Annotated in this window: 18 protein-coding genes; 6 read left to right on the top strand and 12 right to left on the bottom strand. The window is 67.9% G+C overall.

From position 1 onward, the window contains the following. Positions 1 to 105 precede the first annotated feature (105 nt). Entirely contained in the window at positions 106 to 1,590 is a 1,485-nt protein-coding gene (locus tag CV_RS16095) for a hypothetical protein (protein ID WP_011136812.1), read from the top strand. 63 nt (positions 1,591 to 1,653) lie between these two features. Here the strand turns inward: CV_RS16095 and CV_RS22310 are convergent, their stop codons facing one another. The 6 genes from CV_RS22310 to CV_RS16065 form a co-directional block, all read right to left on the bottom strand. Next, a complete protein-coding gene (locus CV_RS22310; RefSeq protein WP_011136811.1) occupies positions 1,654 to 2,418 on the bottom strand; it encodes a DUF2182 domain-containing protein in 765 nt (254 codons plus the stop codon). A 15-nt stretch (positions 2,419 to 2,433) separates the two neighbouring features. After that, on the bottom strand, positions 2,434 to 2,910 hold the full coding sequence (locus CV_RS16085) for a hypothetical protein (protein WP_011136810.1): 477 nt from the start codon (positions 2,908 to 2,910) through the stop codon (positions 2,434 to 2,436). A gap of 31 nt (positions 2,911 to 2,941) precedes the next feature. Beyond that, positions 2,942 to 3,832, bottom strand: coding sequence for a tyrosinase family protein (locus CV_RS16080; protein WP_011136809.1), 891 nt, complete (start codon positions 3,830 to 3,832; stop codon positions 2,942 to 2,944). Positions 3,833 to 3,988: 156 nt separating this feature from the next. Continuing rightward, positions 3,989 to 4,492 carry a GNAT family N-acetyltransferase gene (locus CV_RS16075; RefSeq protein WP_011136808.1) on the bottom strand — a complete coding sequence of 168 codons (504 nt, stop codon included), beginning with the start codon at positions 4,490 to 4,492 and terminating at the stop codon, positions 3,989 to 3,991. A 55-nt stretch (positions 4,493 to 4,547) separates the two neighbouring features. After that, positions 4,548 to 7,025, bottom strand: a complete 2,478-nt coding sequence (locus CV_RS16070; RefSeq protein ID WP_011136807.1) for a two-component system response regulator — start codon at positions 7,023 to 7,025, stop codon at positions 4,548 to 4,550. Continuing rightward, positions 7,022 to 8,476 carry a sensor histidine kinase gene (locus CV_RS16065; protein ID WP_011136806.1) on the bottom strand — a complete coding sequence of 485 codons (1,455 nt, stop codon included), beginning with the start codon at positions 8,474 to 8,476 and terminating at the stop codon, positions 7,022 to 7,024. The genes CV_RS16070 and CV_RS16065 overlap by 4 nt, the downstream gene beginning before the upstream one ends. 349 nt (positions 8,477 to 8,825) lie before the next feature. Between CV_RS16065 and CV_RS16060 the strand changes: the two genes are divergently transcribed. Together CV_RS16060 and CV_RS16055 are read left to right on the top strand one after the other, a co-directional pair. Continuing rightward, positions 8,826 to 9,815 carry an agmatine deiminase family protein gene (locus tag CV_RS16060; RefSeq protein WP_011136805.1) on the top strand — a complete coding sequence of 330 codons (990 nt, stop codon included), beginning with the start codon at positions 8,826 to 8,828 and terminating at the stop codon, positions 9,813 to 9,815. 11 nt (positions 9,816 to 9,826) lie between these two features. Beyond that, complete coding sequence (locus CV_RS16055) at positions 9,827 to 10,780, top strand: LysR family transcriptional regulator (protein WP_011136804.1); 954 nt, start codon at positions 9,827 to 9,829, stop codon at positions 10,778 to 10,780. Here the strand turns inward: CV_RS16055 and CV_RS16050 are convergent. From CV_RS16050 to CV_RS16040, 3 genes are all read right to left on the bottom strand, one after another. Next, a complete protein-coding gene (locus CV_RS16050) occupies positions 10,731 to 11,486 on the bottom strand; it encodes an AraC family transcriptional regulator (protein WP_198403962.1) in 756 nt (251 codons plus the stop codon). The genes CV_RS16055 and CV_RS16050 overlap by 50 nt on opposite strands. 169 nt (positions 11,487 to 11,655) lie before the next feature. Then, the gene (locus CV_RS16045) at positions 11,656 to 13,905 is read right to left on the bottom strand and encodes a M9 family metallopeptidase (protein ID WP_011136802.1); all 2,250 of its coding nucleotides are present in this window, start codon (positions 13,903 to 13,905) and stop codon (positions 11,656 to 11,658) included. Positions 13,906 to 14,017: 112 nt separating this feature from the next. Next, on the bottom strand, positions 14,018 to 14,923 hold the full coding sequence (locus CV_RS16040) for a LysR family transcriptional regulator (RefSeq protein ID WP_011136801.1): 906 nt from the start codon (positions 14,921 to 14,923) through the stop codon (positions 14,018 to 14,020). 119 nt (positions 14,924 to 15,042) lie between these two features. Between CV_RS16040 and CV_RS16035 the strand changes: the two genes are divergently transcribed. Next, complete coding sequence (locus CV_RS16035; RefSeq protein WP_011136800.1) at positions 15,043 to 15,897, top strand: pirin family protein; 855 nt, start codon at positions 15,043 to 15,045, stop codon at positions 15,895 to 15,897. 18 nt (positions 15,898 to 15,915) lie between these two features. Here the strand turns inward: CV_RS16035 and CV_RS16030 are convergent, their stop codons facing one another. Continuing rightward, complete coding sequence (locus CV_RS16030) at positions 15,916 to 17,637, bottom strand: diguanylate cyclase (protein WP_011136799.1); 1,722 nt, start codon at positions 17,635 to 17,637, stop codon at positions 15,916 to 15,918. A gap of 106 nt (positions 17,638 to 17,743) precedes the next feature. Next, entirely contained in the window at positions 17,744 to 18,391 is a 648-nt protein-coding gene (locus tag CV_RS16025) for a helix-turn-helix transcriptional regulator (protein WP_011136798.1), read from the bottom strand. Positions 18,392 to 18,698: 307 nt separating this feature from the next. Here CV_RS16025 and CV_RS16020 point away from each other — a divergent pair, with 307 nt between their 5' ends. Further along, on the top strand, positions 18,699 to 19,664 hold the full coding sequence (locus tag CV_RS16020; RefSeq protein WP_011136797.1) for a threonine/serine dehydratase: 966 nt from the start codon (positions 18,699 to 18,701) through the stop codon (positions 19,662 to 19,664). Then, positions 19,651 to 20,595 carry an ornithine cyclodeaminase family protein gene (locus CV_RS16015; protein ID WP_011136796.1) on the top strand — a complete coding sequence of 315 codons (945 nt, stop codon included), beginning with the start codon at positions 19,651 to 19,653 and terminating at the stop codon, positions 20,593 to 20,595. Before CV_RS16020 ends, CV_RS16015 begins: the two co-directional genes overlap by 14 nt. A 10-nt stretch (positions 20,596 to 20,605) precedes the next feature. Here the strand turns inward: CV_RS16015 and CV_RS22305 are convergent, their stop codons facing one another. Then, positions 20,606 to 25,795 (bottom strand): PAS domain S-box protein, encoded by a 5,190-nt coding sequence (locus CV_RS22305; protein WP_080509054.1) that lies wholly within the window; start codon positions 25,793 to 25,795, stop codon positions 20,606 to 20,608. Positions 25,796 to 25,953 lie beyond the last annotated feature (158 nt).

Here is a 25,953-nt window from a genome sequence, read left to right as displayed (position 1 = left end):
TCGCCAGTCCGCGGCCCAGGCGTTTCGGGCCGAGCCGGAGCGGGCCGCTCCCGGAGATTCCGCGCAGGAAGTTCGCGCCCGCGCCAGCCGCGGCAGGAGGCCGAAATGGAAGTCAGACGCATCAATCAATACCACGCGCCGCAGTTGGTGCCGTTCAGCGCCAGGCTGGACGATGATGGACAGACCGTGGTGCTGGCCGCCGAAGCCAACGAATACAAGCTCGCTTTCACGGGAATCGAGGGAGGGCGGGTGCTGGACAGCGTGTTGGCGATGGCCAACCCGGGCGCGGAAATCTGGTTCGACATCCATTCCGGTTCGGCCCAGCCCTGGCAGCTGTCGCTGGCGCGGCAACTGGATGCGCTGTCGCTGATCAGGGACGCGCCTCCAGGCCGCTCCGTGCTGGAAATGCGCCGCCTGGAGCAGGAATCGCTGATCCGCCGCTGCGTCGAGCGTCTGCTGGCGGGCTCCCGGGAGGGCGGCGGGCTGCACATTCCCATCGCGCGGGTGATGCTGCATCTGCTAGACGAGCCGCCTCCCGCGCCAGGCGCGTTTCTCCTCGAGGATGTCGCTTCGCCGGAGTGGAGCGACAATTTCGCGCTGCAGACGTTCTACCTGCAAAAACTGTACCTGGAAGACAATCTGCCGCAACTGATTCCGTTGTGGCGGAGAGTGTTGACGGGCTTCATCGAGGCGTCCGGGTGCGTCGACCGCGAGCGCGGACCGGGCCGGGTGGCGCGGCCGGACGTGCTGGGTTTTTATTGCCCGGTGCAGGAGGAGTCGTATCTGTTGTGCCTGGTGGATCTGGTGCTGCAGGCGCCGCGCTTGGCGGCGCGGCGGCGTTTGCCGGGCTGGACGTCGCCGACGGCGGCGGACAGCGGCGTCAATTTCATGCGCCGGGCGCGGCAATGCCTGGCATCCGGTCTCGAGGCCCTGGGAGAAGACCGCTTCTCCAAGCTGGCGCAGGCTGGCGGCGCGGAGGCCGGCGCGCTGGTTCAGGGCTTGTTCATCGAGCAGTACCACGTCTCCCGGCGTTTCGCCGAGATCATCGCGCCCCTGATGACCCGCAGGATGAGGCTGCCCTTGAAGCAGCATGTCCATCGTTATTTCCAGGACGAGCTGGCGCGCGAGGTGTATGGGAGATCGGTGTGCGAAGCGCTGGGCGTGCCGTCGGCCTGGCTGGACCAGGCGCTGCCGCTGCCGTTGTTCCAGGCCTATGTCGACGCCTTTACCGTGCTGGGTCGGCATGATCCCATCGGCTATCTGGCCGCGCTGATGGCCTTCGAGTGCGGACTGGGCATGAAGGGACTGGAGGATATGGGCCAGGATGGCGCGGCGGAGGAACGCGCGGTCTATCGGCCTTCTCCGCCCCGGGACGAAGGCTGCCAGGAGGGCGGATGCGCGGCGTTGCCGCAGTTGTTCTTCCGCGAGATTTCGCTGCTGGGCGCGAGCGCGCAGCGGCGCGCGCTGGGCAGCCTGGCCTACATGATGGAGTTGGAGCGCCGCGCGATGGATCAGGTCGCGGATTTTTACCGCGGGCAGGAAACGCTGGGAATGTGCTCGCTGGACAGCTTTTACGGCGAGGACGGCTGAGACGGTCTGAAAGCGCCGTCCAGTCAGCGGGCCTGCAGCTCGCAAAAAGAGCGTAAACAAGCGCTAAGAGGCCAGCGCGCGCCACAGCGCCAGGCCGAGCAGCGCGGCCGCCGAGAGGCCGGCCGCGGGCCGGAGATAGCGCTCCGCTGCGGCCAGCGCAGTGGCTGCCAGCATCATCGCCAGATCGTGGCCGCCGGCGACGGGCAGCAGCATCAGCAGCCAGCAGCTGCGGACGCAGGCCGCGCCGTTTCGAAAGCCATACAGCAGGCAGTCCCGGTCGGCCGGCCAGCCTGAAGGCGCCAGCGAATGGCCCTGGTGGCAGGCCGCCAGCGCGGCGGCCTTGGCCGGGCAGAGCTGCCAGGCGGCCGCGGCCAGCGCGATGCCGGCGAGGGCCAGCGGCTTGTCGTTGATGGCGGCAAGCCATGGCGCGGCCATCTCATCCAGCAGCCAGCCCGCGGCCAGCCAGACGGCAAGATAGCCGCACAGGAAGACGGCGATCGCCCGATGCCGGCGACGCCACAGGCTGCGGAAGGCCGCGTACCGGGAGGAGCCCGCCGCCAGCGGCAGCATCATCGCCGCCGTCATCAGCGGCAGGCCGCCGTCCGGCGCGGCGACCGCGATCCGTTCCGGCCTGCCGGAGGCCGCGCGGCAGACGGAGGCGAGTCCGGCGCCGTCCGGCTTCAACTGCAGCCACAGCCATGCCGCGGCGCACAGCGACAGCATCCACCACTCGGGGTGCCGCCGCAGCCAGCCCGACGCTTGTTCCAGAACGGCCGGCCATGCTCGCGCCGCGGCGAGGCGGGAGCCGCGGATGGATGGCGGGCGCATCGTCTCGATCCGCGGCTATGCGTAATACAGGCTGACCCGTCCCACCCGGACTTCGGCATCTTGCCTGGGCTGCCGTCTGGGCACGAAGGTGACGCGCAGGTCCTGGGGATCCCAGCCGGGTTCCCGTTCCAGCCTTTCCATCAGCTCGGTGACGTCGAACACGTAATGCAGGCCGGTGCCCGCATGCCCAGCGCCTTGCCGGGACGCCTTGTCCAAGCCGAACAGCGGCAGCACGCCGGCGCACAGCTCTTCCCGGCGGCTGGGCTGGTTTTCGCCCGGCGGATGCAGATAGATCTCGTAGCCCGGCGGCATGCCTTTCCCGGTGATCCGTTCGACCCGGAGATAGGCTTGGCGAGGTTTGCCGCCGGCCTGGGCTTTCAGCGCCGGGCCGGTGGGCGCCGCTACGGGCAGGCTGACCGTGACGCCCCGGGATGCCAGCGGGAATGATTCCTGCGTGGCGGCCACCATCTCGCTAGGGTGTTCCGTTGACATGAGTGGGTCCTCCCGTGATGGCCGGGCGCGGCTAGTGGACGTTGCCCAGCGGATTGGCGAGATTGTCGTACTGGTAGTGCCAAGGGCCGTTGGCGGTATCCAACACGTCCTGGGGCGCGAAAGAAACCGCCTTGCCCGCGGCGTCGTGGAAGAAGAAACGGGTGGCGTTCAGCCATTTTGGATCGGAGGGGTTGGCGTTGCCCATCTTGCGCCATATCTCCCAGAGCCGGTCGATGTTGGCGTGATGCAGCCAGAAGATGGGGTCGAGCGCAGCGGTGTCCGGGTCGCCCATCAGCCCGCCGATGTCGCTGTGTATCATGTCGTGGGGCACCATTTCCAGTTGCCCCTGGTCGCTGTCTCCCATGTGGTTGGGTCCGCGCATCGGTCCGCCGAAGCCCGAGTCTCCGCCCGGCGCCAAATGCCCGGCGAAACCCTTGCGTTTCAGACAGTTCAGGTTGACCGCCTTGTTGTCCAGAAAGGGCTTGCCGTCGTTGCCCTGATCGCGCTCCACCAGCAGGGGGTTCTGGCCGGGCAGGCCGGCGAACTGTTTGGCGGCGAAGGCGGAAGGAAGCGCGCGGGCGCCGGGGTCGCTGTAGTTCCAGTATGGCAGTGCCCAGTCCTGTGGGCCGCCCAACCTGGCCACGGTATTCGCGACGATGTCTTCGAATATGCCCAGGTAGGCGCGGTGCCAGGGCAGGAAAAACCAGGTGGCGTGCTGGCATTGCGCCCAGGCCTGGCGCTGGTCCGGCGTGAAGGCGGCCGGATTCTGCCGCGTGCCGTGCACCGCCGCCTGGTATTGCCAGCTGGTGGCGTCGCTGGACGGGCGCTGCTGCATGTCGTGCACGGCGCGGGCGTACCACAGCAGCGTCTGGTCGCCGGCATCCAGCGTGGATACGTTCTTGCGCATGCGGAGGGTAGGCATTTCGGCTGCTCCTGGTTTGGCGCCGCTTGCCGCAGGACGGGCAGATATAAGGCTGGGGCGCAGATCCGCCTTCGCGGCGGCTTGCCGCCTTGCAGGTATAGCCGCCAAGCGCGGCCATGCGCCTCGTGACGAATACTTAAGTGCTAATGCGGATATTTAACTTTTTGAATGATCTGTGCCGCTCAGCACCGCGTATGCCGCCCCCGCCAGCGTGAATCCGGCCACCTCGCGCAGGCCCAGCCGCAGGTGCGCGCGCAGCGAGGCGGCGTTGTCGCGACGGATGAACAGGATGGCTTCCCTGCCGGGCAGAAGGGATCGCTGCGCGGCGTAGAGCCGGGCCGGCAGGCCTTGGCCGCGTTCGGATTCCGCCACGCAGACCGGGCCATAGACATAGGCGTCGGGTTCGCCGGGCCAGGCGCGCAGCATGGCCGCCACTGGCGGAGGCGGAGAGGGTTGGGTCGTGGACGAGGCGAACAGGACGCCGACGATGCGGCCATCGCGCAGGGCTGCGACCTCCGGCAAGTCCGAGCGCAGCATCGCGGCGACCTTGGCGGCTGGAAATTCACCGGTCAGCGAGCCGCCGCTGGACGGCGCGTTGGCCTGCAGCAGCGCGGCGACGCCGTCCAGGTCTTCGAGGGAGGCGGGGCGGATGTCCAGCATGTCTGGCCTTGTCGGGCGTAATCTGTCCCCATCCTCGCCCGGCGGAGCCGGACGGTCAAGCCGGCTCTCTGTGCGTTTGCGGCGGGAAGTCTCCGGGCAGGCTGCCGCCGTGGCTCCGCAGCAGCTCGACGAAGCGCTCGGCCGGCAGGGGGCGGGAATACAGGAAACCCTGCGCGTGCTCGCAGCGGCAGGCCTGCAGGATGGCCGCCTGGGCCGGGGTTTCCACGCCTTCCGCGATGACATTCAGGCCCAGCTTGTGGGCCATGACCACGATGGCCTCGCACAGCGCGTGGTCGCGCGGTTCTTCGGCGATCTGGCCGACGAAGGCCTGGTCTATTTTCAGGTAGTCCAGGCGGTAGCGTTTCAGGTAGGACAGCGCGGAGTAGCCGGTGCCGAAATCGTCGAGCGCGATCTGGATGCCGGCCGCCCGATACAGGTCCAGCGCCTCCTGTACCTTGTGGTCGGCATCCAGGAGCAGGGACTCGGTGATTTCCAGCATCAGCGCCTCGCCGGGCACGCCGGCCCGGGTCAGCTTGTCCAGCCAGCGGACTGGGTTGCGCAGATCGCGGAAGTGCAGGGCCGACACGTTGATCGCGATGCGCAGATCGTCGCGCAGCATGTCGCGCCACGCGCGGATGAAGTCCAGCGCCTGGTCGTACACCCACTCGCAGATCTTGGCGATCAGGCCGCACTCCTCGGCGATCGGGATGAACACCGCCGGGTTGATGACGCCGTGCTGCGGATGGTGCCAGCGCAACAGCGCTTCCGCCTTGCGTATCCTGCCGCAGGAGAGATCGACGATGGGCTGGAACTCCAGCCGGAACTGTCCCTGCTCCAGCGCCAGGTGCAGGCCGCTGGATATCTGCAGCCTGACTTCCGCGGCCTTTTGCATCGCCGGCGCGAAGAAGCAGTAGCGGTTGCGGCCGGCGTGCTTGGCGCCGTACATCGCCTGGTCTGCGTTGCGCAGCAGCTCGTCCACGCCCATGCCGTCGGTCGGCGCCATCGAGATGCCTATGCTGCCGGTCACGTAGCACACCATCTGCTCCAGGCGGACCGGCTCGGCCAGGCGCTGCAGCAGTTTCTGCCCCATCAGATCCACGTCTCCCGGCGATTCGATATCCCCCAGCACGATGCAGAATTCGTCGCCGCCTAGCCGCGCCACGGTGTCGCTGGCGCGCACGCTGCCCTGCAGGCGGGTGGCGATGGTGGCCAGCAACTGGTCGCCGTGGCCGTGGCCGAGCGAGTCGTTGATGGTCTTGAAGTGGTCGAGGTCTATCAGCAGCACCGCCATCATCTTCTGGCGGCGCATCGCCTGGGCCAGTTCGTATTCCATCCTGTCCTGCAGCATGCGGCGGTTGCACAGATTGGTCAGCGGATCATGCTTGGCCAGGTAATCCAGCTGTTCCTGAGCGGCCAGCACCGAACTGATGTCGGAGAACACCAGCACGTAGTTGGCGACGCCGCCGTCGGGGCCGGGCACGATGCTGATGCTCTCCCAGATATTGAGAACCTTGCCGTTCTTGTGCAGGTAGTTGACGTTGCCCTGCCACAGCTTGCGCTCTTCGGGAGAGGCCGGCGAACTGGGCTGGATGAAGTTGTTCGGCGTTTGGTACAGCGGGTCGATGTCAGGCCAGGCCATCGCCTCCTCGGGGCTGTAGCCGGTTTGCTGGGTGAAGGCCGGATTGACCGACACCACCTTGCGGCGCGCATCCAGGATCGCGATGCCTTCGGCGGTGGAGTCGAACACCGTGGCGGCCTGGCGCAGCCGTTCCTCGGTCCGGCGCTGCCCGGTGATGTCCTGCAGCACGCCGACGATGCGTCTGCCGGGCTCGCCATCGTCGAAGCATCGCGCGCGCGCGCGCAGCCAGCGTTCGTCCTGCTCGGCCCCCGTGCGGGCGCGGAACTGGATGTCCAGCGCCTGGCCATGGTCCCGCGCAAGGGATATCGCGTCGCTTACCGCGGCGGCGTCTCGGGCGTCCACTTGCTCGATGAAGTGCCGGATCGATTCGTTGCCGGCCAGTCCCGAAGCCAGCGGTTCGCTGCCGGTGAGGCTGAACATCTGCATCTGGTCGGTTTCCACCCGCCATTCCCAGACATCCAGTTCGGCGGCCTGCATCGCCTTGCCCATCCTGCCCAGCTGTTCGTCGGCCCGGCGCTGGATGCCGAAGCGCACCATGGCCATCTGCAGCGTGGCGTGCAGCTCGCGCGGGGACACCGGCTTGACCAGGTAGCCGTAGGGCATCGCGCTTTCGGCGCGCTGCAGCGTCGCGTTTTCGGCGTAGGCGCTGAGAAAGACGATGGGTATTTTGTGGCGGCGGTAGATTTCGCAGGCGGCGTTCACGCCGTCCAGTTCTCCCTCGAGGTGGATGTCCATCAGCACCAGGTCGGGTTGCTCCTTTTCCGCCCGCTCCACGGCCAGGCGGCCGTCGGCCACCACGCCGCATATCTGGTAGCCGAGCGCCTGCAGCTGCAGCTGCAAGTCCATGGCGATGATGCGCTCATCCTCGACGATCAGTATGCGCACGTTCTTCACTGGCCTTCTCCCGCGCCGAATACCGGAAAGCTGACCTCCACGCGCACGCCGGGCCGGTTGTCCAGCGTGTTCAGGCGGGCGCCCATCTGTTCGGCCAGCATGGGCACCAGCTGCAGGCCCAGCGAGTTGGGCCGGGAGGCGGGGGCGGCGCCGGGCAGTCCCACGCCGTGGTCGGCCACGACCAGCAGCGCCCGCCGTTCGTCCTGGCGGGCCAGCCGCATCCAGATGGTGCCCTGCCCATCCGGATAGGCGTGTTTGATCGCGTTGGTCAGCAGCTCGTTGATCAGCAGGCCGCAGGGCGTCGCCCGCTGCAGTTCGATGCAGACCAGCCCCGCCGGCGCGTCCAGCTCCACTTTCAGGCCGCTGGCCAGCTGGCCGTAGCTGCTCAGCAGCAAGTGGTTGAAGCGCTGCAGGTATTCGCCCAGGTCCACCTTGGAAAAATCGTGGCGCTCGTACAGCAGCTGGTGTATCAGCGCCATCGAGCGCACTCGCGCCTGGCTGTCCTGCAGCACGCCGCGGGTGCTTTCCTCGCGCACGTACTGGGTCTGCATGTTCAGCAGGCTGATGATCACCTGCAGATTGTTTTTGACCCGGTGGTGGACCTCGTTCAGCAGCGTGGTTTTCTCTTGCAGAGCGGTTTCCAGCTGGCGTTGCGTCTGCTTGCGGGCGGTGATGTCGACGATGCCGGCCAGCACCATCGGACCGGCCTCGGTTTCGATGGGGTTGAGGCCGATTTCGATCGGGAATTCGCAACCGTCCTTGCGCAGGCCGTACAGGTCGCGGCCCACCCCCATGGGCCGGGCTTCGGGCTGGCGCAGGAAACCCTGGCGCAGGTGGCCGTGGCGGCCGCGGAAGCGCTCTGGCATCAGTTTTTCGATGCTCATGCCCAGCAGTTCGTCGCCGGGATAGCCGAACATCGCTTCGGCCAGGCGGTTGGACAGGATGATGGAGCCCGCGCCGTTGATCATGATCATCGCGTTCGGCGATTCCTGGACCACCTGGCAGAAGCGATTCTCCAGCTGTTTGCGATGGCTGAGGTCGCGGGTGATCTTGGCGTAGCCGCGCAGCTCGCCGCCCGCGTCCCGCAGCGGGACCAGCAGAATGTCGGCGAGAAAGCGGCTGCCGTCGTTGCGGACGTGCCAGCGCTCGCCGGCGTAGCGGCCGTCCTGAGCTGCCTGCGACAGCTCGCGCATCGCCTGCAGGTAGGCGTCGTCCGCGGGCGGCAGCAAGCAGCTGAAATGGCGGCCCAGCGCCTGCGGAACGGTGTGGCCGTGGATGCGCTCCGCGCCGGCGTTCCAGCTTCGGATCAGCCCGTCCGGATCCAGCAGGATGATCGCGTGGTCTTCCACAAACTGGATCAGCAGCTCGAAGCAGACATCGCTTTCCCGGATGCCGGGCAGAGGGAGCGAGCCCGAGAGGGGCGTCCTGTTTTCGCTGGCGCAGTTGAGCATGGTTGACAGGTCCGTGGGGCTTGGAATCCGGGCGTTTGGCTAGCAGTCATACCGTTATAGGGTTAGTGCCGATCGCATTTCCATGCCATTAGTATTTTTACTGGTGCATTAAAAGACCAGTTAGGAAAAATTTCATATCGATATATGATGTAACTTGATTGGTTTGCGGAAAATTAATCAATTTTTCAAATGAAGATCTGCTTGCACAATCCTGCCCATGGATTCAGTCAGGGAGACAACGATGGTGAGCAGACGATGATTTCTGGGCGGAAGCCTGCTGGCGGCGGGGGGATGGCTGGCCGGCAAGACGCAGGCAGGCGGCGCGCTGGCGGCCGCGGACGGGCGCATCATGCCTGATGAAGGCGCGCCGCATGCGGCAACCTGGATGGCCTTCGGCCCCAGCCTGTCGGTGTGGGGCGCGCGCCTGTTGCCGGAGGTGCGTCGGGATCTGGCGCGAGTGGCGTCGGCGATCGCGGCTTTCGAGCCGGTGCGCATGCTGGCGCGCGAGAACGAGCTGGATTTGGCGGGCAGGCTGTGCGGTTCAGGCGTGGAGCTGGTGGCGCAGCCGCTGGACGACTTGTGGATACGCGACAGCGGGCCGGTGTTCGTCAAAACCGGCGCGGGCGGGATGGCCGCGGTCGATTTCAATTTCAACGGCTGGGGCGGCAAGCAGGCGCACGGACGCGACGCCAGGGTGGCCGGCTTCGTCGCCGGGCGCGCGGGCGCGCTTCCGTTGCGGTCCGGATTGGTGCTGGAGGGCGGAGGCATCGAGGTGGACGGCGAAGGCACGGCCATCATCACGGAAAGCTGCGTGCTCAACGCCAACCGCAATCCCGGCTGGAGCAAGGCGCAATGCGAGGGCGAGCTGCGCCGTGTGCTGGGCGTGGAGAAGGTGATCTGGCTGCCGGGCGTGGCCGGGCGCGACATCACCGACGGCCATACTGATTTCTACGCGCGCTTCGCCCGGCCCGGCGTGGTGGTGGCCGGCCTGGAGACCGACCCGGCGTCCTATGACTACCAGGTGACCCGTCGTCACCTGGCCATGCTGCGGCAAGCGCGCGATGCGCGCGGACGCAAGCTGGAGGTGGTGGCGATTCCGGGGCCGGACCGCGTCCGGCCCGAGTACGAGGATGATGAGATGGCCGCCGGCTACATCAATTTCTACGTCTGCAATGGCGCGGTGATCGCGCTGGAGTTCGGCGACGCCAGGGCAGACCGCAACGCCAGGAGCGCGTTGCGCGAGCTGTTCCCGGAACGCGAGGTGGTGCAGCTGAACATAGACGCCATCGCGGCCGGCGGCGGCGGCATTCACTGCGCGACGCAGCAGCAGCCCGCTTGAGGGGGACGGACATGTCTGAGCACCAGGCAATCGGCGAGGAATCGCCGGAGGAGCGCGCGTCAAGGCTGCCTTCGCTGAGGTTGTTGGCCGGTTTCGAGGCCGCCGCGCGGATAGGCAGCTTCTCCCGCGCCGCCGAGTCGCTGCACCTGTCGCAATCGGCGATCAGCCACCAGATCCAGCAACTGGAGGCATTCGTCGGCCAGCCGCTGTTCCACCGGGTGGGGCGCGGCGTGGAACTGACTTTCGCCGGCGAAATGCTGCTGCAAAGCGTGGGGCGCGCGTTGGAAACCCTGCGTCGCGGCCTGGACCGGATCGCCGCTTACACCGATCCCGGCCTGGTGGCGCTGGTGGGGCCGGCCTCTCTGCTGCAGGGCTGGCTGCAGCCGCGGCTGCCCGCGCTGCGCGCCGCCCACCCCGATATCGTCCCCTTGCTGTCCACCGACGAGGCGCCCGGCCAGGCGGACGAGGTCGACCTGGATCTGCTGATTTCGCCGCGGCCCCTGGCCATGGCCGGCTGGGAGGATGCGCGCTGGCTGCGCGACGAGTGGCTGTTCGTCTGCGCGCCGGCGCTGGCCGAAAGGCTGGCGGGGCTGCCGTTCGAGCGTCACCGTGACTGGGCGCGGCTGGTGTGCCTGGAGCGGGCGCGGCTGCCGGATGGCGTCGAAGCGGAAGCGCGCCGATTGCAGCAGCGGCTCGGGGTGGCGGCCATCTACGACGATGTCCAGCTGGCGCGCGACGCCGCGCTGCGAGGCCACGGCATCGCCTGCCTGTCCTCGTTGGCAGTGGATGAGGATCTGCGCGAAGGCCGACTGCGGACGCTGGCCGGCTATCCGAGGCTGCCGGGCGCGCAATGGTGGCTGTCGCGGCCGGAGAACGCCTTGCGCAGCGACGCGATGGAAAGAATGTACCAGTGGCTCAGGTCTGCTGCGCGGCCAGCGCCTGCCAGCGGAGCTGGCGCGGACTGAGTCCCAGCAACTGGCGGCATAGCCGGGTGAGGGCGCTCTGGTCGGAAAAACCGCAGCCGGCGGCGATGTCGGCCAGCGGACGGCGGCTGTGGCGTATCGCGTGGCAGGCGGCTTCCATCCGCGTGCGGCGGATGAAATCGCCGGCGCACAGCTGGAACACCCGCTTCATCCTGCGGTCCAGCTGGCCGATGCTGAGGCCGGACAGATCGCACAGTTCCTCGAGGTGCAGCGGGCGGTGGTAGTGGGCCTGGATGTGATCGACGCAGGCGGCGAAGCGCGCGTCCAGCAGCCTTTCGCGGGTGAGGTCGGCCAGGTCTTTCGAGATGCAGACCAGGCCCAGCAGGCGGCCGTCAGGATGGAGCAGCGGCTGCTTGCTGGTCAGGCACCAGCCGGGCGAGCCGTCCGGGTAGACGGTCAGGTCCAGCCGGTTGCGCAGCGGCAGCCGTTCGGCGAACAGCAGGCTGTCCTGTTCCCGGTAGCGGTTCGCCATCGCGTGGGGAAACAGCTCGTGCGCGGTGCGGCCCTCGGCCTGGACGCGGTTGCGCAGCGCGCAGCGGTGCACGCAGCCTTCGCTGAGCGCCAGGTAGCGGCTGTCCAGATCCTTGACCGCGAACACCACGTCGGGCAGGTGGTCGAACAGCGCGGCCATCGCGCGGACGGCGGGCAGGTCGCTGACGAGATGCGGCTGCTGCAGGGGCATGTTCATGATGGGACGATCCTTGCGCAAATGCCGCCGCCGGGCGGCGAGATGGAGGCGCCATCCGATCCGACACTTATTCCTTTGGCATTTATTTAAAACAGCATCGCTCATCTGTATGCGTTTTGCAAGAATGCCGCGGCGGCGCCGAATGCCGCCGCGGCGAAGCCCCATCCCGCTATTCGTAGCTGGCGCTGACGGCGACGTTGGCGAAAGGCTGCTTCGCCTGCAGCGTCAGGTAGTACCAGTGGCCGGCCTGAGGCGCGGCGATGGCCACCGATTCCTCGTTGCCGGAGGCGGCCGACGCGTAGTCGTAGCTGGCCGGCGTCGGATAGCGGTCCTTGGCCACGTAGAGATCCACGTCGCCGCTGCCGCCGCTGGTCCACAGCTTCAGATTGCGCGCGCCGGCCGGCACCCAGATGGTGGCGTAGGCGGCGCTGGACGAGGACAGGCCGGAAATCGAGCAATTCTTGCCCAGCCGTTCCGGATAGCCCTCGTTGCAGGCCGGCAGGCCGGTAGACGGCGGCAGCGGCGGCTGGCCGGCGGTGGTGGCGCTTTGCGCCCAGCTGGCGAATTCGCCGTCGTAGCGGCTGCCGATCTGCCGCATCATGCCCATGTAGCCGCCCGCGTAGTCGCCCTTGCGGAACAGCGGCAGCATGGCGTCGACGTCGGCGCGGTGGCGCTCGAACATGAAGCGGGTGGCCATATAGCCCCAGCGGTAGGCGCGGGTGACGTAATCGGGCATGTCGTAGGTGTTGCCGAAGATCTGGCTCAGTTTGTAGTTGCCGGTCTTGGCGACGTCGATGGCGGTCTGGTTGTCGTTGCGCAGCGACAGGTATTCGGCCAGTCCCTCTATCCACCATACCGTCGGCTGCTGGGTGGCGGCGGCGAAGTCGCCGTACATGTCGAAGCGGCCGTCCAGGTAGTGGATGTATTCATGCTCCAGATTCCATACCTTGAACACCGGGCGCAGCCACGAGGCCTCGTGGGCGATGAAGCGGGCCTGGTTGTTCGGATCGGCCGGGTTGCCTTCCAGATACATGCCGCCGTTGTCGGTGGAGATGCCGTAGATCACACCGGCGTACTTGGAGTAATTGTTGTAGTCGTCGAATACCACCACCTCCAGCGAGGTGCTGTTGTCGTTGGCCACCGGCTGGTTGCGCGTCTGCAGCATCTGGTGGAAGTACGACTCCTCCTTCTGCAGCAGCGCGCAGGAGGATTGCATCTGGTCCGTGGTCATTTCCTGGGCCCGGATATGGATGGTGGGGCTGCAGGTGTAGCGGTTGACCAGGATGGCGTCGGCCAGCCTGGTTTCGAAGCCGCAGGTGCCGTACTCGGCGCAGTTGTCGTTGTCGTAGTACTTCACCGCTTCGGCCGCCGCCAGCCACAACTCGTTGTCGGCGCCGGTCATGCTGCTGCCGGCCAGGATGGCCTTGGCCTGGGGCTTGATCGCCGGTTTCAGCGCCGGGTACTGCATGAAGCGCAGGCCTTCGCGGGTGGCGTCGCCCAGCTGGTAGGCGGTTTCGGTGCCGAGCAGGCCGGCTTTGTCCGCCTGGACGAATTGGGTCAGCGCCGCCGAGTAGCTGCCGTCGTTCTGCAGCAGCGGCGCGGCGTTGGCGCGGCCATGGGCGTAGAAGAACACGGTCAGCGCGCCGGTGAAGCCCTGGCTGGCGGTGGTTTCGCGCAGCGCCTGCGCGGCGTTCGGGTTGGCCGCGGTGTTGGTGTAGCGCTGGACGATGGTCCGGATGGAGGGCAGGTAGTAGGCCTCGTCCGCCATATTGGTGATCAGCGTCATCACCTCGTGGGCGGTGGTGGGCGCCTGGGCATTGGCGGCGAACAGCGCCGCGCCGTCGGCCAGTTGCTTGATGCCGGGGCGCAGCACGGCCTGCAGATTGGCGTCCAGCGCCGGCAGCGTGCCGGTGCTGGCCAGGTAGTAGCCGGCGCGCAGGTAGAGCGTGAGGTTGACCAGCGTCATCGACGAGGCGTTGTAGGCGGCGGCCTCCTGCGCGAAGCGGCTGGCCACGGCGTTGAGGTTGGCCGGGGTGTAGATGGCGGAGGCCAGCGTCTTGTCCAGCGCGAACAGGCCGTAGGTGCAGGTGTAGTCGGGCAGGCTGGCCAGGTAGTTGGCGAGATCGGTGCCGCTGTGGCCGGCCATCGCGTTCATGTCCTGGCACTGCGGCGTGGCGGTGTGGCGGATCAGCTTCTTCAGCGGGCGGCCGATCACGGTGCGGTTGTCCTGCAAACGGTAGCGGGCCTGGAAGTCGGTCGGCGGACGCTGGCGCCACAATCTCGGCGGCGCCGGCTGTCTGGGTTTGGCCTGGGTCTTGGCCTGGTGCGGCATCTTGTAGGTTTTGGGCGCGGCGTGGGCCGGCGCCGACAGCGCCGCGGCCAGGGCCAGGCACAGCGCGGCGAGGGGAAGGCTTCGCATATTCTGTCTCCGGAAAGTCAGGGCGTTTCCCTGACCGGAAGATCATGCCAAGCGCCCCCGCGCATTTCTTGGCGAGTCTTTTCGCCGCCGCGCGCAGATTTGCCAAATGCGCTCAGGCGGACGGCGCGCTCCGCGACAGCCGCTCCACCACCATGTCGACGAAGGCGCTCACCGCCGCCGGCAGATGCTTGCGGCTGGGGTAGAGCACGCTGAGCCCGGGGCCGGGGCGGCGGTATTGCGGCAGGACAGGCCGCAGCCTGCCTGCCTCCAGGTCCAGCCTGGCCAGCGCCGGAGGCAGCAGGGCGATGCCGAGCCCCGCCAGCGCCGCGCGCCGCTGGGCCTGCGCGGTGTCGCCGCGGAAGCGGCCGCCGACCTGGACCGCTTCCTCGCGGCCGTCCGGTCCGATCAGTTTCCATGTCGTCCATTCGCCGGGGATGCGGGTGGTCACGCAGTCGTGTCCGGCCAGTTCGGCCAGGCTGGCCGGCGCGCCGCGGCTGGCCAGGTAGGCAGGGCTGGCCACCAGCCCGCCTCCTCCCGCCACCGGCAGGCGGCGGGCGACGTAGCCGGAATCGGCCAGTTCCCCGCCGCGGAAGGCGACGTCGATCCGGTCGGCGATCAGGTCGGCCCGCGCGTCGCTGAGCGCGAATTCGATCTTCACCCGCGGGTGCGCGTCCAGGAATTCCGCCACCCACTCCATCGGCAGGAAGTCGAAGAAGTCGGCGGTGGCCGCCACCCGGATCAGTCCGCCGGGCTCCCCGCCGTCGCCGGTCTGCGCCTGGCCGGCGTCCAGCAGGCTGTCCACAGAGGCGGCGCAGCGTTGGTAGAAGGCTTCGCCGGCCGAGGTCAGGCTCAATTTGCGGGTGCTGCGCTGCATCAGCCGGCTGTCCAGCGCATTCTCCAGCTGCTGGATGCGGCGGCTGACGGTGTTGGCCGGCAGCCCCAGTCGGCGGCCGGCCTCGGCGAAGCTGCCCAGTCGGGCCACTTGTACGAACAGCGCGACGTCGTTCAGATCCAGCATCGCGGCATTCCTTCTTTTTTTGGATGAGTTAAATCCAATTATACCGTCTAGTTTGATAATGGCGCGGAGGCTAAGCTGTATACATCGAACAGACGTCATCTGCAGACAAGGAATACGCCATGAACGCCATCACGCTTGCCCAGCCGCGCGCCGTCGTCCACCGCACCCGCGGCAATGCCCATGGCCCCATCACCCGGTTGCTGAGTCCGGGACGCCTGGGCCGGAAGCTCAAACCCTTCGTGTTCCTGGACTGGTTCGACCTGGACCTGAGCGGCGGCCACCAGGGATTCGGCCTGCATCCGCATTCCGGCATCGCCACTTTTACCTGGCTGATCGAGGGCGAGGCGGCTTACGAGGACACCACCGGCGCGCGCGGCGTGCTGCCGGCCGGCGGCGTGGAGTGGATGCGCGCCGGCAAGGGCGTGTGGCATGCCAGCGAGCCCACGCCGGCCTCCCGCAGGATGGCGGGCTTCCAGCTGTGGCTGGCGCTGCCGGCCGAGCTGGAGCTGGCGCCGGCCGAGAGCGTGTACCTGGCGCCGGAGCGGATTCCGCAGGCGGGTCCGGCCAAGGTGCTGCTGGGCGAATACGGCGGCGAGAAAAGCCCGGTCCCGTCGCCGGCAGGGATCAGTTATCTGGCGGTCAGCCTGAAGGACGGCGAGCGCTGGACCTTCGAGCCGCCGGCCGGACACGAGGTGGCCTGGACGGCGTTGAATGCGGGCGCGCTGAGGGTGGCCGGCGAGGCGGCGCCGCTGACGGCCGGCGAGCTGGCGGCTTTCGCCGAGTCGGGCGAACCGATCGAGTTCATCGCGGACGGCGACGCGGCCTTCGTGCTGGGCTCGTCGCCTCGGCATCCGCATGAGCTGGCCACCGGCTACTACTCGGTGCATACCAGCCCGGAAGCGCTGGCGGCCGGCGAAGCGGAAATCGCCCGCATCGGAGAGCGCCTGAGGGAACTCGGCAGGCTGCAGGCGTGACGGGCGCCGGGGGCGAGGTCAGCTGGCGTCCACCATCACCCGGTTCCGCCCCAGCCGCTTCGCCGCGTACAGCGCGCGGTCGGCGGCCTGCAGCAGCCGCTCAAGCGAGGGAGCGGCTTCGCCCAGCGTGGCGACGCCGAAACTGGCGGTGACCGCCAGCTTCTGGCCGGACGGCAGCAAGCACGGCGATTCCGCGATGGCAGCGCGCAGCCGTTCGGCCAGCGCCTCGCCGTTCGACGCCCCGCGGTAGCAGGCCAGCACCACGAACTCCTCGCCGCCGTAGCGGCCGGCCAGGTCGCCCTCGCGGCAGACGCGCTCGACGATGGCCGCGACGTGGACCAGCACCGCGTCGCCGCAGTCGTGCCCGTACAGGTCGTTCACCTGCTTGAAGTGATCGATGTCGAACAGGATCAGCGTCGCCGACTCCCGCGCCAGGCCGGCGCGCGCGATCTCGGCGTGGGCGGCCTGCGTGAACGCTCGCCGGTTGGTGATGCCGGTCAGGAAGTCGATCCGCGACATCTCGGTCAATTCGTCGATCAACCTTTGGCGCTCATGCTCCAGCGCGCGCTTTTCCTGGCTGTTGCGCCGCAGGATGGCGATGGCGCGCAGCACGTCGCCGATTTCGTCTTTCCGGTGGCTGTCGGGAATATCCGCGTCCAGCTTGCCGTCGGCGAGGTCGGACAGCAGCCGCGACGCGGCCAGCAGCGGCCTGGCGATCAGCCAGCGGATGTAGGCGAACAGCGCCAGTTGCGCGATCAGTGCGACCACGCCCAGCGCGATGGTGCCCAGCAGGTGGCGGAAGGCGGCGCTCCGCTGGACGCGGGCCTCCTCCGCCGCCGCGGTCAGCATGGCGTCGCGCAGTTCGACGATGCTGTACAGGGTAGGCACGTAGCCGGCGGTGAATTCGGCCAGGCTGACCCGGTAAGGGCGGCCGAGGTGGCTGTCGAGCAGGATGTCGTCCACCTGCGCCAGTCCTTCGCGGAAATAGAGGCTTTCCATGTCTCCCACCGCCTGGCGCGGTCCCGGTTGCAGGGACGGAGCGTTGAGGCGCTGCAGTATCGTGCCGCGCAGCTGTTCGATGCGACCGCGCAGGATGTGGATGTCCCGGGTTTCGCTTTCGGCCAGCGGCCGTTGCTCGGCCAGCGCGGGCGTCAGCGTCGAGCCCAGCCGGCCGGCGTATTCGCGCAGTTCGGTCGCCATGCGGGCGCCGCTCAGCGGATGGGACAACTGGGGATAAACGCTCGATGCCTGCGAGGAGAGGGCGGTCACCGCCTCGAGAATGGCGGGCACCACGTCGAACATCCGCCGGATAGACGGCATGATCCCGGCCGAAGCGGGCCTCGGCGAGGCGATGACCCGGTCCATGCCCAGGCGCGCCTCGCTCAAGCGCTGCCGGGCGGAGCGCACCGCGGCCAGCGCCTGCCGGTGGTAGGCGGAGCTCGAGGGCGACAGGGCCGAGACCAGATCCTGCAGCGCGCGGTCGCTGGTCTGCCGGGCGCGGCGCAGCCGCTCGCGGGCGTCCTGATCGGCCGGCGAGCCGATCAGGACATTGGCCGGGCCCCGCTCGAAGGAAATCTTCTCTACCGCCACCATGGCGAGATGGGCGATCTGTATCGAAGCCAGCCCCTCGTCGGCGGCGCGGTACACCGCCCACTCGCCATTGACTATCCAGGCCAGCGGCAGGCAGGCGAGCACGAACAGGACAAGGGTGACGACGGTGAATATCTTGGACAGGCGCATCGATCTCGTTCAGTGCAAGGAATGCTGCGTTCAGCGCAGGCGCTGTGCAAGATTGAGTATATGCGCGGCGGCGGCGCGGCAGGAAAATTTGCCGCTGCGGCTCCGCCTAGCGGTCCGCCGCTTCGCGCAATTCCTTGATCCGCTTGTATACGGTGGCGCGGCCCATGCCCAGCACATTGGCCACGTAATTGACCGCGCTCTTGCCGCCGAAGGCGCCTTCCTCGTGCAGCGCGTCCACCAGTTCCCGTTTCTGGGCGCGCCCCAGAGTGTTGAGGCTGGCGCCGCGCTCGCGCAGCCAGCCGTGAAGGAAGAGATTGATGCGTTCCTGCCAGTCGTCGCGGAACAGTTCGGCCGGCTGCGGCTGCACGCCGGCGCCCTTGAGCAGGATGTCCAGCGCGCCGCGCATCTCGTCGAACACGGCGATATTGAAGTTGATGCACATCATGCCGGCTGGCTGGGCCTGATCGTCGAACAGCACCGCGCTGACGCTGCGCATCCTGCGGCCGTCCCAGTTCAGTTTTTCGTAGGGACCGACCATCCGGTCGCGGACCGTTCCGGGTATCTCTTCCAGCGCGGAGTCGTCGCCGGGCTCGCGGCGAGACAGGTTGTTGGCGATGTGCAGCACGGTCTGGTCGCGCAGGTCGTGGATCACCACTTCGACGTAAGGATGGAACAAGGCGGCGACGCCGTCGGCGATGTGGGCGTAACGGTTCAGCAGCAGGTCTTTCACCGGGGAAGGGTTGGGTCGGCGCATGGCGGCGGGCGAGTGGAAATGATGCTTGCGATTATAGACAGTTCGTCTCGATTTTGGACAGTGTCGCCTGAATGCCCCATGCGGGCAAGATCGATGGCGATACGATGCAATGTACCGTTACAGCTGGTTCTGCGGCCTTTTCAGGCGCTGTTCGCATCTGGTCGCGGCAGGCTGCGGGATGCGCGCCGCGACTATTTTTTTGTATTAATTGTCTATTTTGTAATTTTTGTCTATATTTGATCCAGGACTTCCACTTACCCGCGGCGGCTGCCCTGCTTCCCGCCGGCAACTTAAAGGATCCAGGATCATGAATGACTTGTACCAGTACATACTCGATGCCCATCGGGCATTGCGGCCGCAGGTCGCCGTCACGCCTCTGAGCCACAGCCCGGCATTGTCGGCGCTGACCGGCTGCGAAGTGTATTTGAAGTGCGAGCACCTGCAGCACACCGGCTCCTTCAAGTTCCGCGGCGCCAGCAACAAGATCCGGCTGCTGGACGCCGCGTCGCGCCGGCTGGGCGTGGCCACGGTGTCCAGCGGCAACCACGGCCTGGGCGTGGCGCTGGCCGGCAAGCTGGCCGGCGTGCCGGTCACGGTGTACGCGTCGGCCGCGGCGTCCGAGGTGAAGCTGGACGCGATCCGCGCCCACGGCGCGAAGGTGGTCGTCATCGACGCGCCAATGCTGGAAGTGGAGCTGGAGGCCGCGCGGCTCGCCGAGCGGGCCGGGCTGCCCTTCGTCTCGCCGTACAACGACGTCGACGTCATCGCCGGCCAGGGCACGATAGGGATGGAGCTGGCCGAGCAGCATCCCGGCCTGGTGGCGGTGTTCGCGTCGGTGGGCGGCGGCGGCATGATTTCCGGCATCGGCTCCGCGCTGGAGATGATGAGCCCGAGTACCGAGATCGTCGGCTGCTGGCCGCGCCATTCCCAGGCGCTGTACCAGAGCATGCTGGCCGGCGAGATCGTCGAATACGAGGAGCTGGACACCATTTCCGACGGCACCGCCGGCGGCGTGGAGCCCGGCGCCATCACCCTGCCCATCGCGCAGCGGGTGATAGGCAAGACCGCGCTGGTGGACGAGGCGGCGATCAAGGCGGCGATGCGCAAGATCGCCGAGGCCGAGCGTTGGATCGTCGAGGGCGCGGCCGGCGTCGCGATGGCGGGGCTGTTCCAGCTGGCCGAGGCATATCGCGGCCGGCCGGTGGCGGTGGTGCTGTGCGGCCGCAACATCAAGCTGGAGACTTTCCTGGAGGCTTGCCATGAAGCTGCTTGACAAGAACGCCATCATCGCGCGCTTCGACGCCGACCATGCGCTGGCCAGGGTGAAGGCCGGCTTCATCGCCTACTCGCGCGGCCAGGTCCAGTCTGCGCCGGTGCAGAATTTCCATTTCGCCGGCGCCAACGGCGATTGCTGCGTCAAATCGGCGCATATCGCCGGCGAGGAGGCGCTGGTGGTCAAGATCTCCACCGGCTTCTACGACAACCCGTCGCGCGGGTTGCCCAGCAACGACGGCTTGGTGCTGGCGCTGTCGGCCACGGACGGCCGGGTGCTGGCGCTGCTGCAGGACCAGGGCTGGCTGACCACGATGCGGACCGCGCTGGCCGGGCGGCTGGTCGCCGGCTTGCTGGCGCCGTCGCGGGTGGAGGCGATAGGCCTGCTGGGCGCGGGCGAACAGGCCCGCGCCCAGCTGGAGCAGCTACGGGCGGTCACCGACTGCCGCGAAGTCCGGGTATGGAGCCGGCAGCCGGAGCAGGCCGCCGCCTTCTGCGCCTTCGCCGCGCAACTGGGCTTCCGCGCGCTCGCGGCGGCCGATCCGCGCGCGGTGGCGGCGGAGGCGAACCTGATCGTCACGGCGACGCCGTCGCGCGGGCCGCTGCTGCAGCGCGGCTGGATACGGCCGGGCACGCACATCACTGCGCTGGGCGCGGACGGGCCGGGCAAACAGGAGCTGGACCCGGCCATCGCGGCCGACGCGAATGTGGTGGTCGCCGATTCGCTGGCGCAGTGCGCGGCCTACGGCGAATTGTCCCACGCGGTGAAGGCCGGCCTGCTGGCGCCGTCCCGCATCGTCGAACTGGGCGATGCGCTGGCCAGCGGAGTGCGCTTGCGGCAGAACGACGAGCAGATCACGCTGGCCGATCTGACCGGCATCGCTGCCCAGGATGCGGCCATCGCGGCCAGCGTGCTGGCGCCGGGCGGCTGAGATCCCGGTTTCAGCCGCCCGGCGGCTGTCCGCCGCCTTCGATGGACTGGACGATGGCCAGCGCCTCTGCGAAGTCGAACCCCCGCATGCGCCGCTCCAGTTCGAGCAGCGCGTCGGCGCCGCAATGGCCGTTCAGCGCTTCCCGGTTGCCGATATACAGGCTGTAGGCGGCGAAGTCTCCGGCCCGCAGCGCGTTTTCCAGCTGTTTCAGCACGGCCGCCGCGTCGACCGGGGGCATGGGCGCCGCGGGGTTTCCGGTCGTCGTCGAGGCGAGGCAGCGGGCAAGCTGGCCGAGAATGGCCTCCAGCCGGGCGATGTGGCCGGCGGCGTCGGGATGGTCGCGGTTCAGCTCGGCCTCCAGCGCGGCGGCGGAGGCTTGCAGCTCGGTCAGCCCCAGCGTGCCGCTGCTGCCTTTCAGGGAGTGGGCCAGCCGCATCGCATCCTGTTCCCGGCCTTGGTCGCGCAGCGCGCGCAGTTTGGCCGCGTCGTCGCCGTGGCCAGCCAGGAAGCGCGTCAGCATGGCGCGGTAGCGTTCCAGGTCGCCGCCCAGACAGGCCAGGCCTTGTCGCAGGTCCAGGCCGGGTATATTGCCCAGCATCCCTTGCAGCTCGCTGACTGGCGGGGCGGGGGGAGCGGGCGCCTCCGTTCGTCCCGCCGGCAGCCAGCGCCGCAGCGCGGCGAACAGCTGGTCCGGATCGACCGGCTTGGCGACGAAGTCGTTCATCCCCGCCTCGCGGCAGGCCGACCGGTCTTCGGCGAAGGCATTGGCCGTCATCGCCATGATGGGAATGTTCTCCCCGGCATCCAGCGCGCGTATGCGGCGGGTGGCTTCCAGCCCGTCCATTTCCGGCATCTGCACGTCCATCAGGATCAGCGCGTAGCGGGCGGGTGCCGCCTGGACCCGTTCCACCGCGATCTTGCCGTTTTCCGCCATGTCGGCTTCGAGCCCGACATCCTGCAGCAATGCCTGGGCCACTTCGCGGTTGATGGCGTCATCCTCGACCAGCAACACACGCAGGCCGTCCCAGCGCGTGCGGGGCTGCGCTACGCCCGTCTGCTGCGGATACTGGTCGGCGGCGGCTTGGCCGCTTCTGGCCACGCGGGCGGTGAACCAGAACAGGCTGCCCTGGCCGGGCGCGCTTTCCACGCCCACCGCGCCGCCCATCAGCTCCGCCAGCCGCTTGGTGATGGCCAGTCCCAGGCCGGTGCCGCCGTAGCGGCGGGTGGTGGAGGCGTCCGCCTGTTCGAAGGCGCCGAACAGCCGGGGCTGCACTTCGGCGGGAATGCCTATGCCGGTGTCGCGCACTTCGAATCGGGCAAGGACGCCGTACTCGTCCTCGCCGTCAATGCTCAGGGAGATCGCTATCCGCCCGCGTTCGGTGAACTTGACCGCATTGCTGAGCAGATTGAGCAGGCATTGGGTCAGCCGGGTGGCGTCGCCGCGGACCGGCAGCGGCCCGGCATCCGCTTGCAGCGACAGTTGCAGCCCTTTGGCCTTGGCCTGGTCGGCCACCAGTCCCATCACGTCGGCGGGCAGGCGTGCCAGGTCGAAATCGCTGAGCGCGAGTTGCAGCTTGCCGACGTCGGCCTTGGACAGGTCGAGAATGTCGTTGATCAGGTTCAGCAGGTGGCGCGCCGAGCGGTCAATGGTGTCCAGCTGGTGCTGCTGCTGAGCGGACAGGCGGCCCTGGCTCAGCAGGTAGACCATGCCGAGGATGGCGTTCATCGGCGTGCGGATCTCGTGGCTCATGTTGGCCACGAAGGCTGTCTTGGCCAGGTTGGCCTTTTCCGCCGCCTCCTTGGCCTGGACCAGCGTTTGCTCGGTTTCCTTGCGGCGGCTGATGTCGGTCAGGAAGGCGATGACGCGGGCAGGGGCATCGGCGTCGCCTTCCATGTAGTACAGCGTGATTTCCACCGGGATGGGAACGCCGCCCCGGGTCTCTATCTGGCTTTGGAATTGGGTATAGCGCGATTGGCGCAGCCGCGCCATCGTGGCGTGGAAGGCGGGAAGCGGGAAGGCGGGATCGATGTCGGATACCGTCAGGGTCAGCATTTCCTGCTCGCTGTATCCCAGCAGCTCGGCCGTGTGCCGATTGGCGTAGACGAAGCGGCCGCTATCGGGATCGATCCACTGTATGCCGATGCCCACGCTGTCCATCGCGAACTGGGTGATCTGCAGCCGGGCATGGGCTTCGCGGACCTCAGCGGTGCGCGCCTCGACCAGTTCTTCAAGGCGGTGGCGGTAATTGTCCAGCTCCAGTCCCAGCCGCTTCTTCTCGGTGATGTCCTCCTGCAGCGCCAGGTAGTGGCTGATGCGCCCATCCTTCTCGCGGATGGGCGCGATGCGGGCGAGTTCCACCAGTTCGCGGCCATCCTTGCAGCGGTTGTGGAATTCTCCCTTCCACGATTGTCCATCCTGCAGCTGCCGCCACAGGTCCTCGTAGGTGGACTTGGGCGTCTTGCCGGAGGCAAGCAGGCTGGGGTCGCGGCCTATCACTTCGTCCGGGCTGTAGCCGGTCTTGCGGACGAAGGCATCGTTCACATACTCGATCCGCGCCTGCCTGTCGGTGATCATGATGCTTTCCGGACTCTGCTCCACCACCAGCGACAGCTTGCGGATCTCTTCCTCGGTCCGCTTGCGCTCGGCGATGTCGCGGCAGGCGCCGTAGAAGGTGCCGTCCGGCAGCTGGATCGCGTTGATTTCCACCGGCACCTGGCCTCCGTCCTTGCGCTTGAGCAGCAGCTCGGCGGTGACGTGGCTGCCCGCCAGCAGAGACTGGAAGGCGCGGGCGGCGTTGCCGGCGTCCTCCGGCGGCGTGATGTCGGCGATCGACAACTTCAATAGCTCCTGCTGGCTGTAACCCAACAGCTGGCTCGCCTGGCGGTTGGCGTACAGATAGCGGCCGGCGGGATCGGCGATGAATACCGCGTCGGCGGCATGGTCCAGCACAGTCTGGTAGCGGGCCTGGCTTTCCGCCAATGCCAGGCTCTTTTCTTGCAGCGGGCGCAGATCGGCGTAAGTGACGACATAGCCTTCCAGCGTGCCGGCCTGGTCATGCAGTGCGGCGGCGGAGGCATAGACCGGTATCGATCTGCCCTGGCTGTCCAGCCGCGCCAGTTCTCCGGACCAGCTGCCCTCGGTCAATATCTTCTGCTTGATGATGTCCCGCTCGGCCTGGTCGGCGCCCGGGGCGAGCTGGTTGGCCTGGATGCCGATCAGTTCGTCCCGCGAATATCCCATCAGCGCGGTATAGGCGGGATTGGCGTAGGTGACGCGGTCTTCGGCATCGACCATCAGGATGGGTTGGGCGGCCTGGTTCAGCGCCTCGGCCAGCCAGTGCTTGTCTTTTTCCGCCTGCTTGCGCGCGGTGATGTCTTCGGTGTAGATCAGGATGCCGCCGATGGTGCCGTCGCGCCGCCGCCAGGGCCGCACCTCCCATTTTTGCCATTGCTGGTCGCCGTTGGCGCGGATGAACAGCGCCTCTTCCTCGCGGACCACTTCGCCGTCCAGGCCGCGCCGGTGCACCGCGCGCCAGGCGGGCGGGATTTCCGGGAAGACGGCGTAGTGCGACTGGCCCAGGATGTCCCGCCCTTCCAGGCCGTAATCGCGCAGCCAGCGGCGGCTGACCGCCAGGTAGCGCATCTGGCGGTCGAACATCGCCAGCGCGGCCGGCGCATGCTCGACGAACAGGTGCAGCAGTTCCTCGCTTTCCCTTAGCGCCAGTTCCGCCTGCTTGCGGTCGGAGATGTCCTGCATCGCGCCGCGCACCTTCACCACCCGGCCGTCGCGGACCTGCGGGCGGCCCAGCGTGCGCACCCATTTGCGCCGGCCAGTGGCGGAAATCAGTTCCAGCTCCAGGTCGTAGGGCTTGCCGTCGCGGATGGCGGCCTGGACCGCCGCCTCTATCCGCTCGCGCGACTCTCCGCTGTAGTAGGACAGGCCGTCTTCCACATTGACCGGCGCCGCTTCCGGCAGGTCGTGGATGCGCGCCACCTCGGCGGTCCAATTGCCCTGGCCGCTGATCGGGTCGAACCACCAGCCGCCGATGCGGGCGATGGCGCTCATGTCGCGCAGTAGTTCGTCATGCTCGCTGATCTGGCTTTCCAGCCGCTTGCGCTCGCTGATGTCGGTGGCGATGCCGCCGATGGCGTAGATCTCGCCGGAGGGCGCGCGCAGCGGGAACTTGAGCGACAGGTAGGTGCGGGGCGGGTCGAGGTGTTCCATCAGCACCTCGAACTCCTGGGGGCGGCCGCTGGACAGCACCTGGCGGTCGGCTGCCGCCAGCCGGTCCGCGAACGCCTCGGGAAACAGGTCGTGGTCGCGCAGCCCGGCTTCGGGCACCCGCGGCAGCCCAAGCAGGGTTTGAGAGCCCAGGTTGGCCAGCAGGTAGCGGCCGTCCAGATCCTTGACGAAGATCGCCGCCGAGGAATTGTCCAGTATCGATTGCAGCAGTTGGTGCTGACGCGCCAGTTCGGACTGCACTTCGTGCTCGGCGGACAGGTCGCGTATCACCACGCTGAATGACCGCCTGCCGTCCTCGTCCTCGAAAGGGTGCAGGGAGACCGAGGCGGGGAAGTCCTGGCCGTCGCCGCGCCGCAGCCTCAGCTCCAGCGCGCGGTCGCGGTCGCCGTCATCGGGCAGGGGAGCGTTCAGCAGGCCGGACCAGCCCAGTCGGCGCAAGGTCTCCTCGTCCTGGCCGAGCAGGTGCTGCGCTTCCCGGTTGGCGGCGCGGATGGCGTTGTCGGCATCCACCAGCAGCACGCCGTACTGGCTGTTTTCGAACAGCGAGCGGTAGCGCATGTCCTCGCGGCGGCGGGCGGCCGCCAGCGCCTGCTGCCGGGTCAGCCGCCGCGCGCGGTGGCTGTAGGCGCTGAAGGCGATCCCGGTGGCGATGAACACCGCCGCGGAGAAGGCGTCGGCCGCGGTGGCCGGCGCGCCGTACTGGCGCAGCGGGATGAAGACCAGCCAGACGATCAGGGCGGACAGCAGGGTGGCCAGCAGGCCGCCTTCCAGACCGGTCGCCAGCGCGGCGCCGAAGGCGGCGGGATAAAACAGGATCCAGATATAGGGATGAAGATAGGGCCACAGCAGCCACTGACAGGCCAGCGCGGCCGCGACCAGCAGCAAGGCCGGGGCGATGCGGCGCATGCGCCGGGGCTGGGGGGGGTGGGATTGCGGGGCGGTTGCTGGCGGTTCCATCGGGTGTCCTGTCGCGCGGCGCCGCCGTGGAGCGGGCGCCCATAGTCCAGACTAGACCACGAAGCGGCAGCCCGGCTTCATGCCGGATGGACAATTCGACGTTTGCCTAGGAGCGGGCGGCCGCGTACGGTGAATAGGAGGGCGGCGAGACAAGGGGA

The sequence above is a fragment of the Chromobacterium violaceum ATCC 12472 genome, from assembly GCF_000007705.1.
GTDB classification, from domain to species: Bacteria; Pseudomonadota; Gammaproteobacteria; order Burkholderiales; family Chromobacteriaceae; genus Chromobacterium; species Chromobacterium violaceum.
The sequence above is the reverse complement of the archived record's forward strand: the minus strand, read 5'-3'. Positions and strand labels throughout refer to the sequence as shown.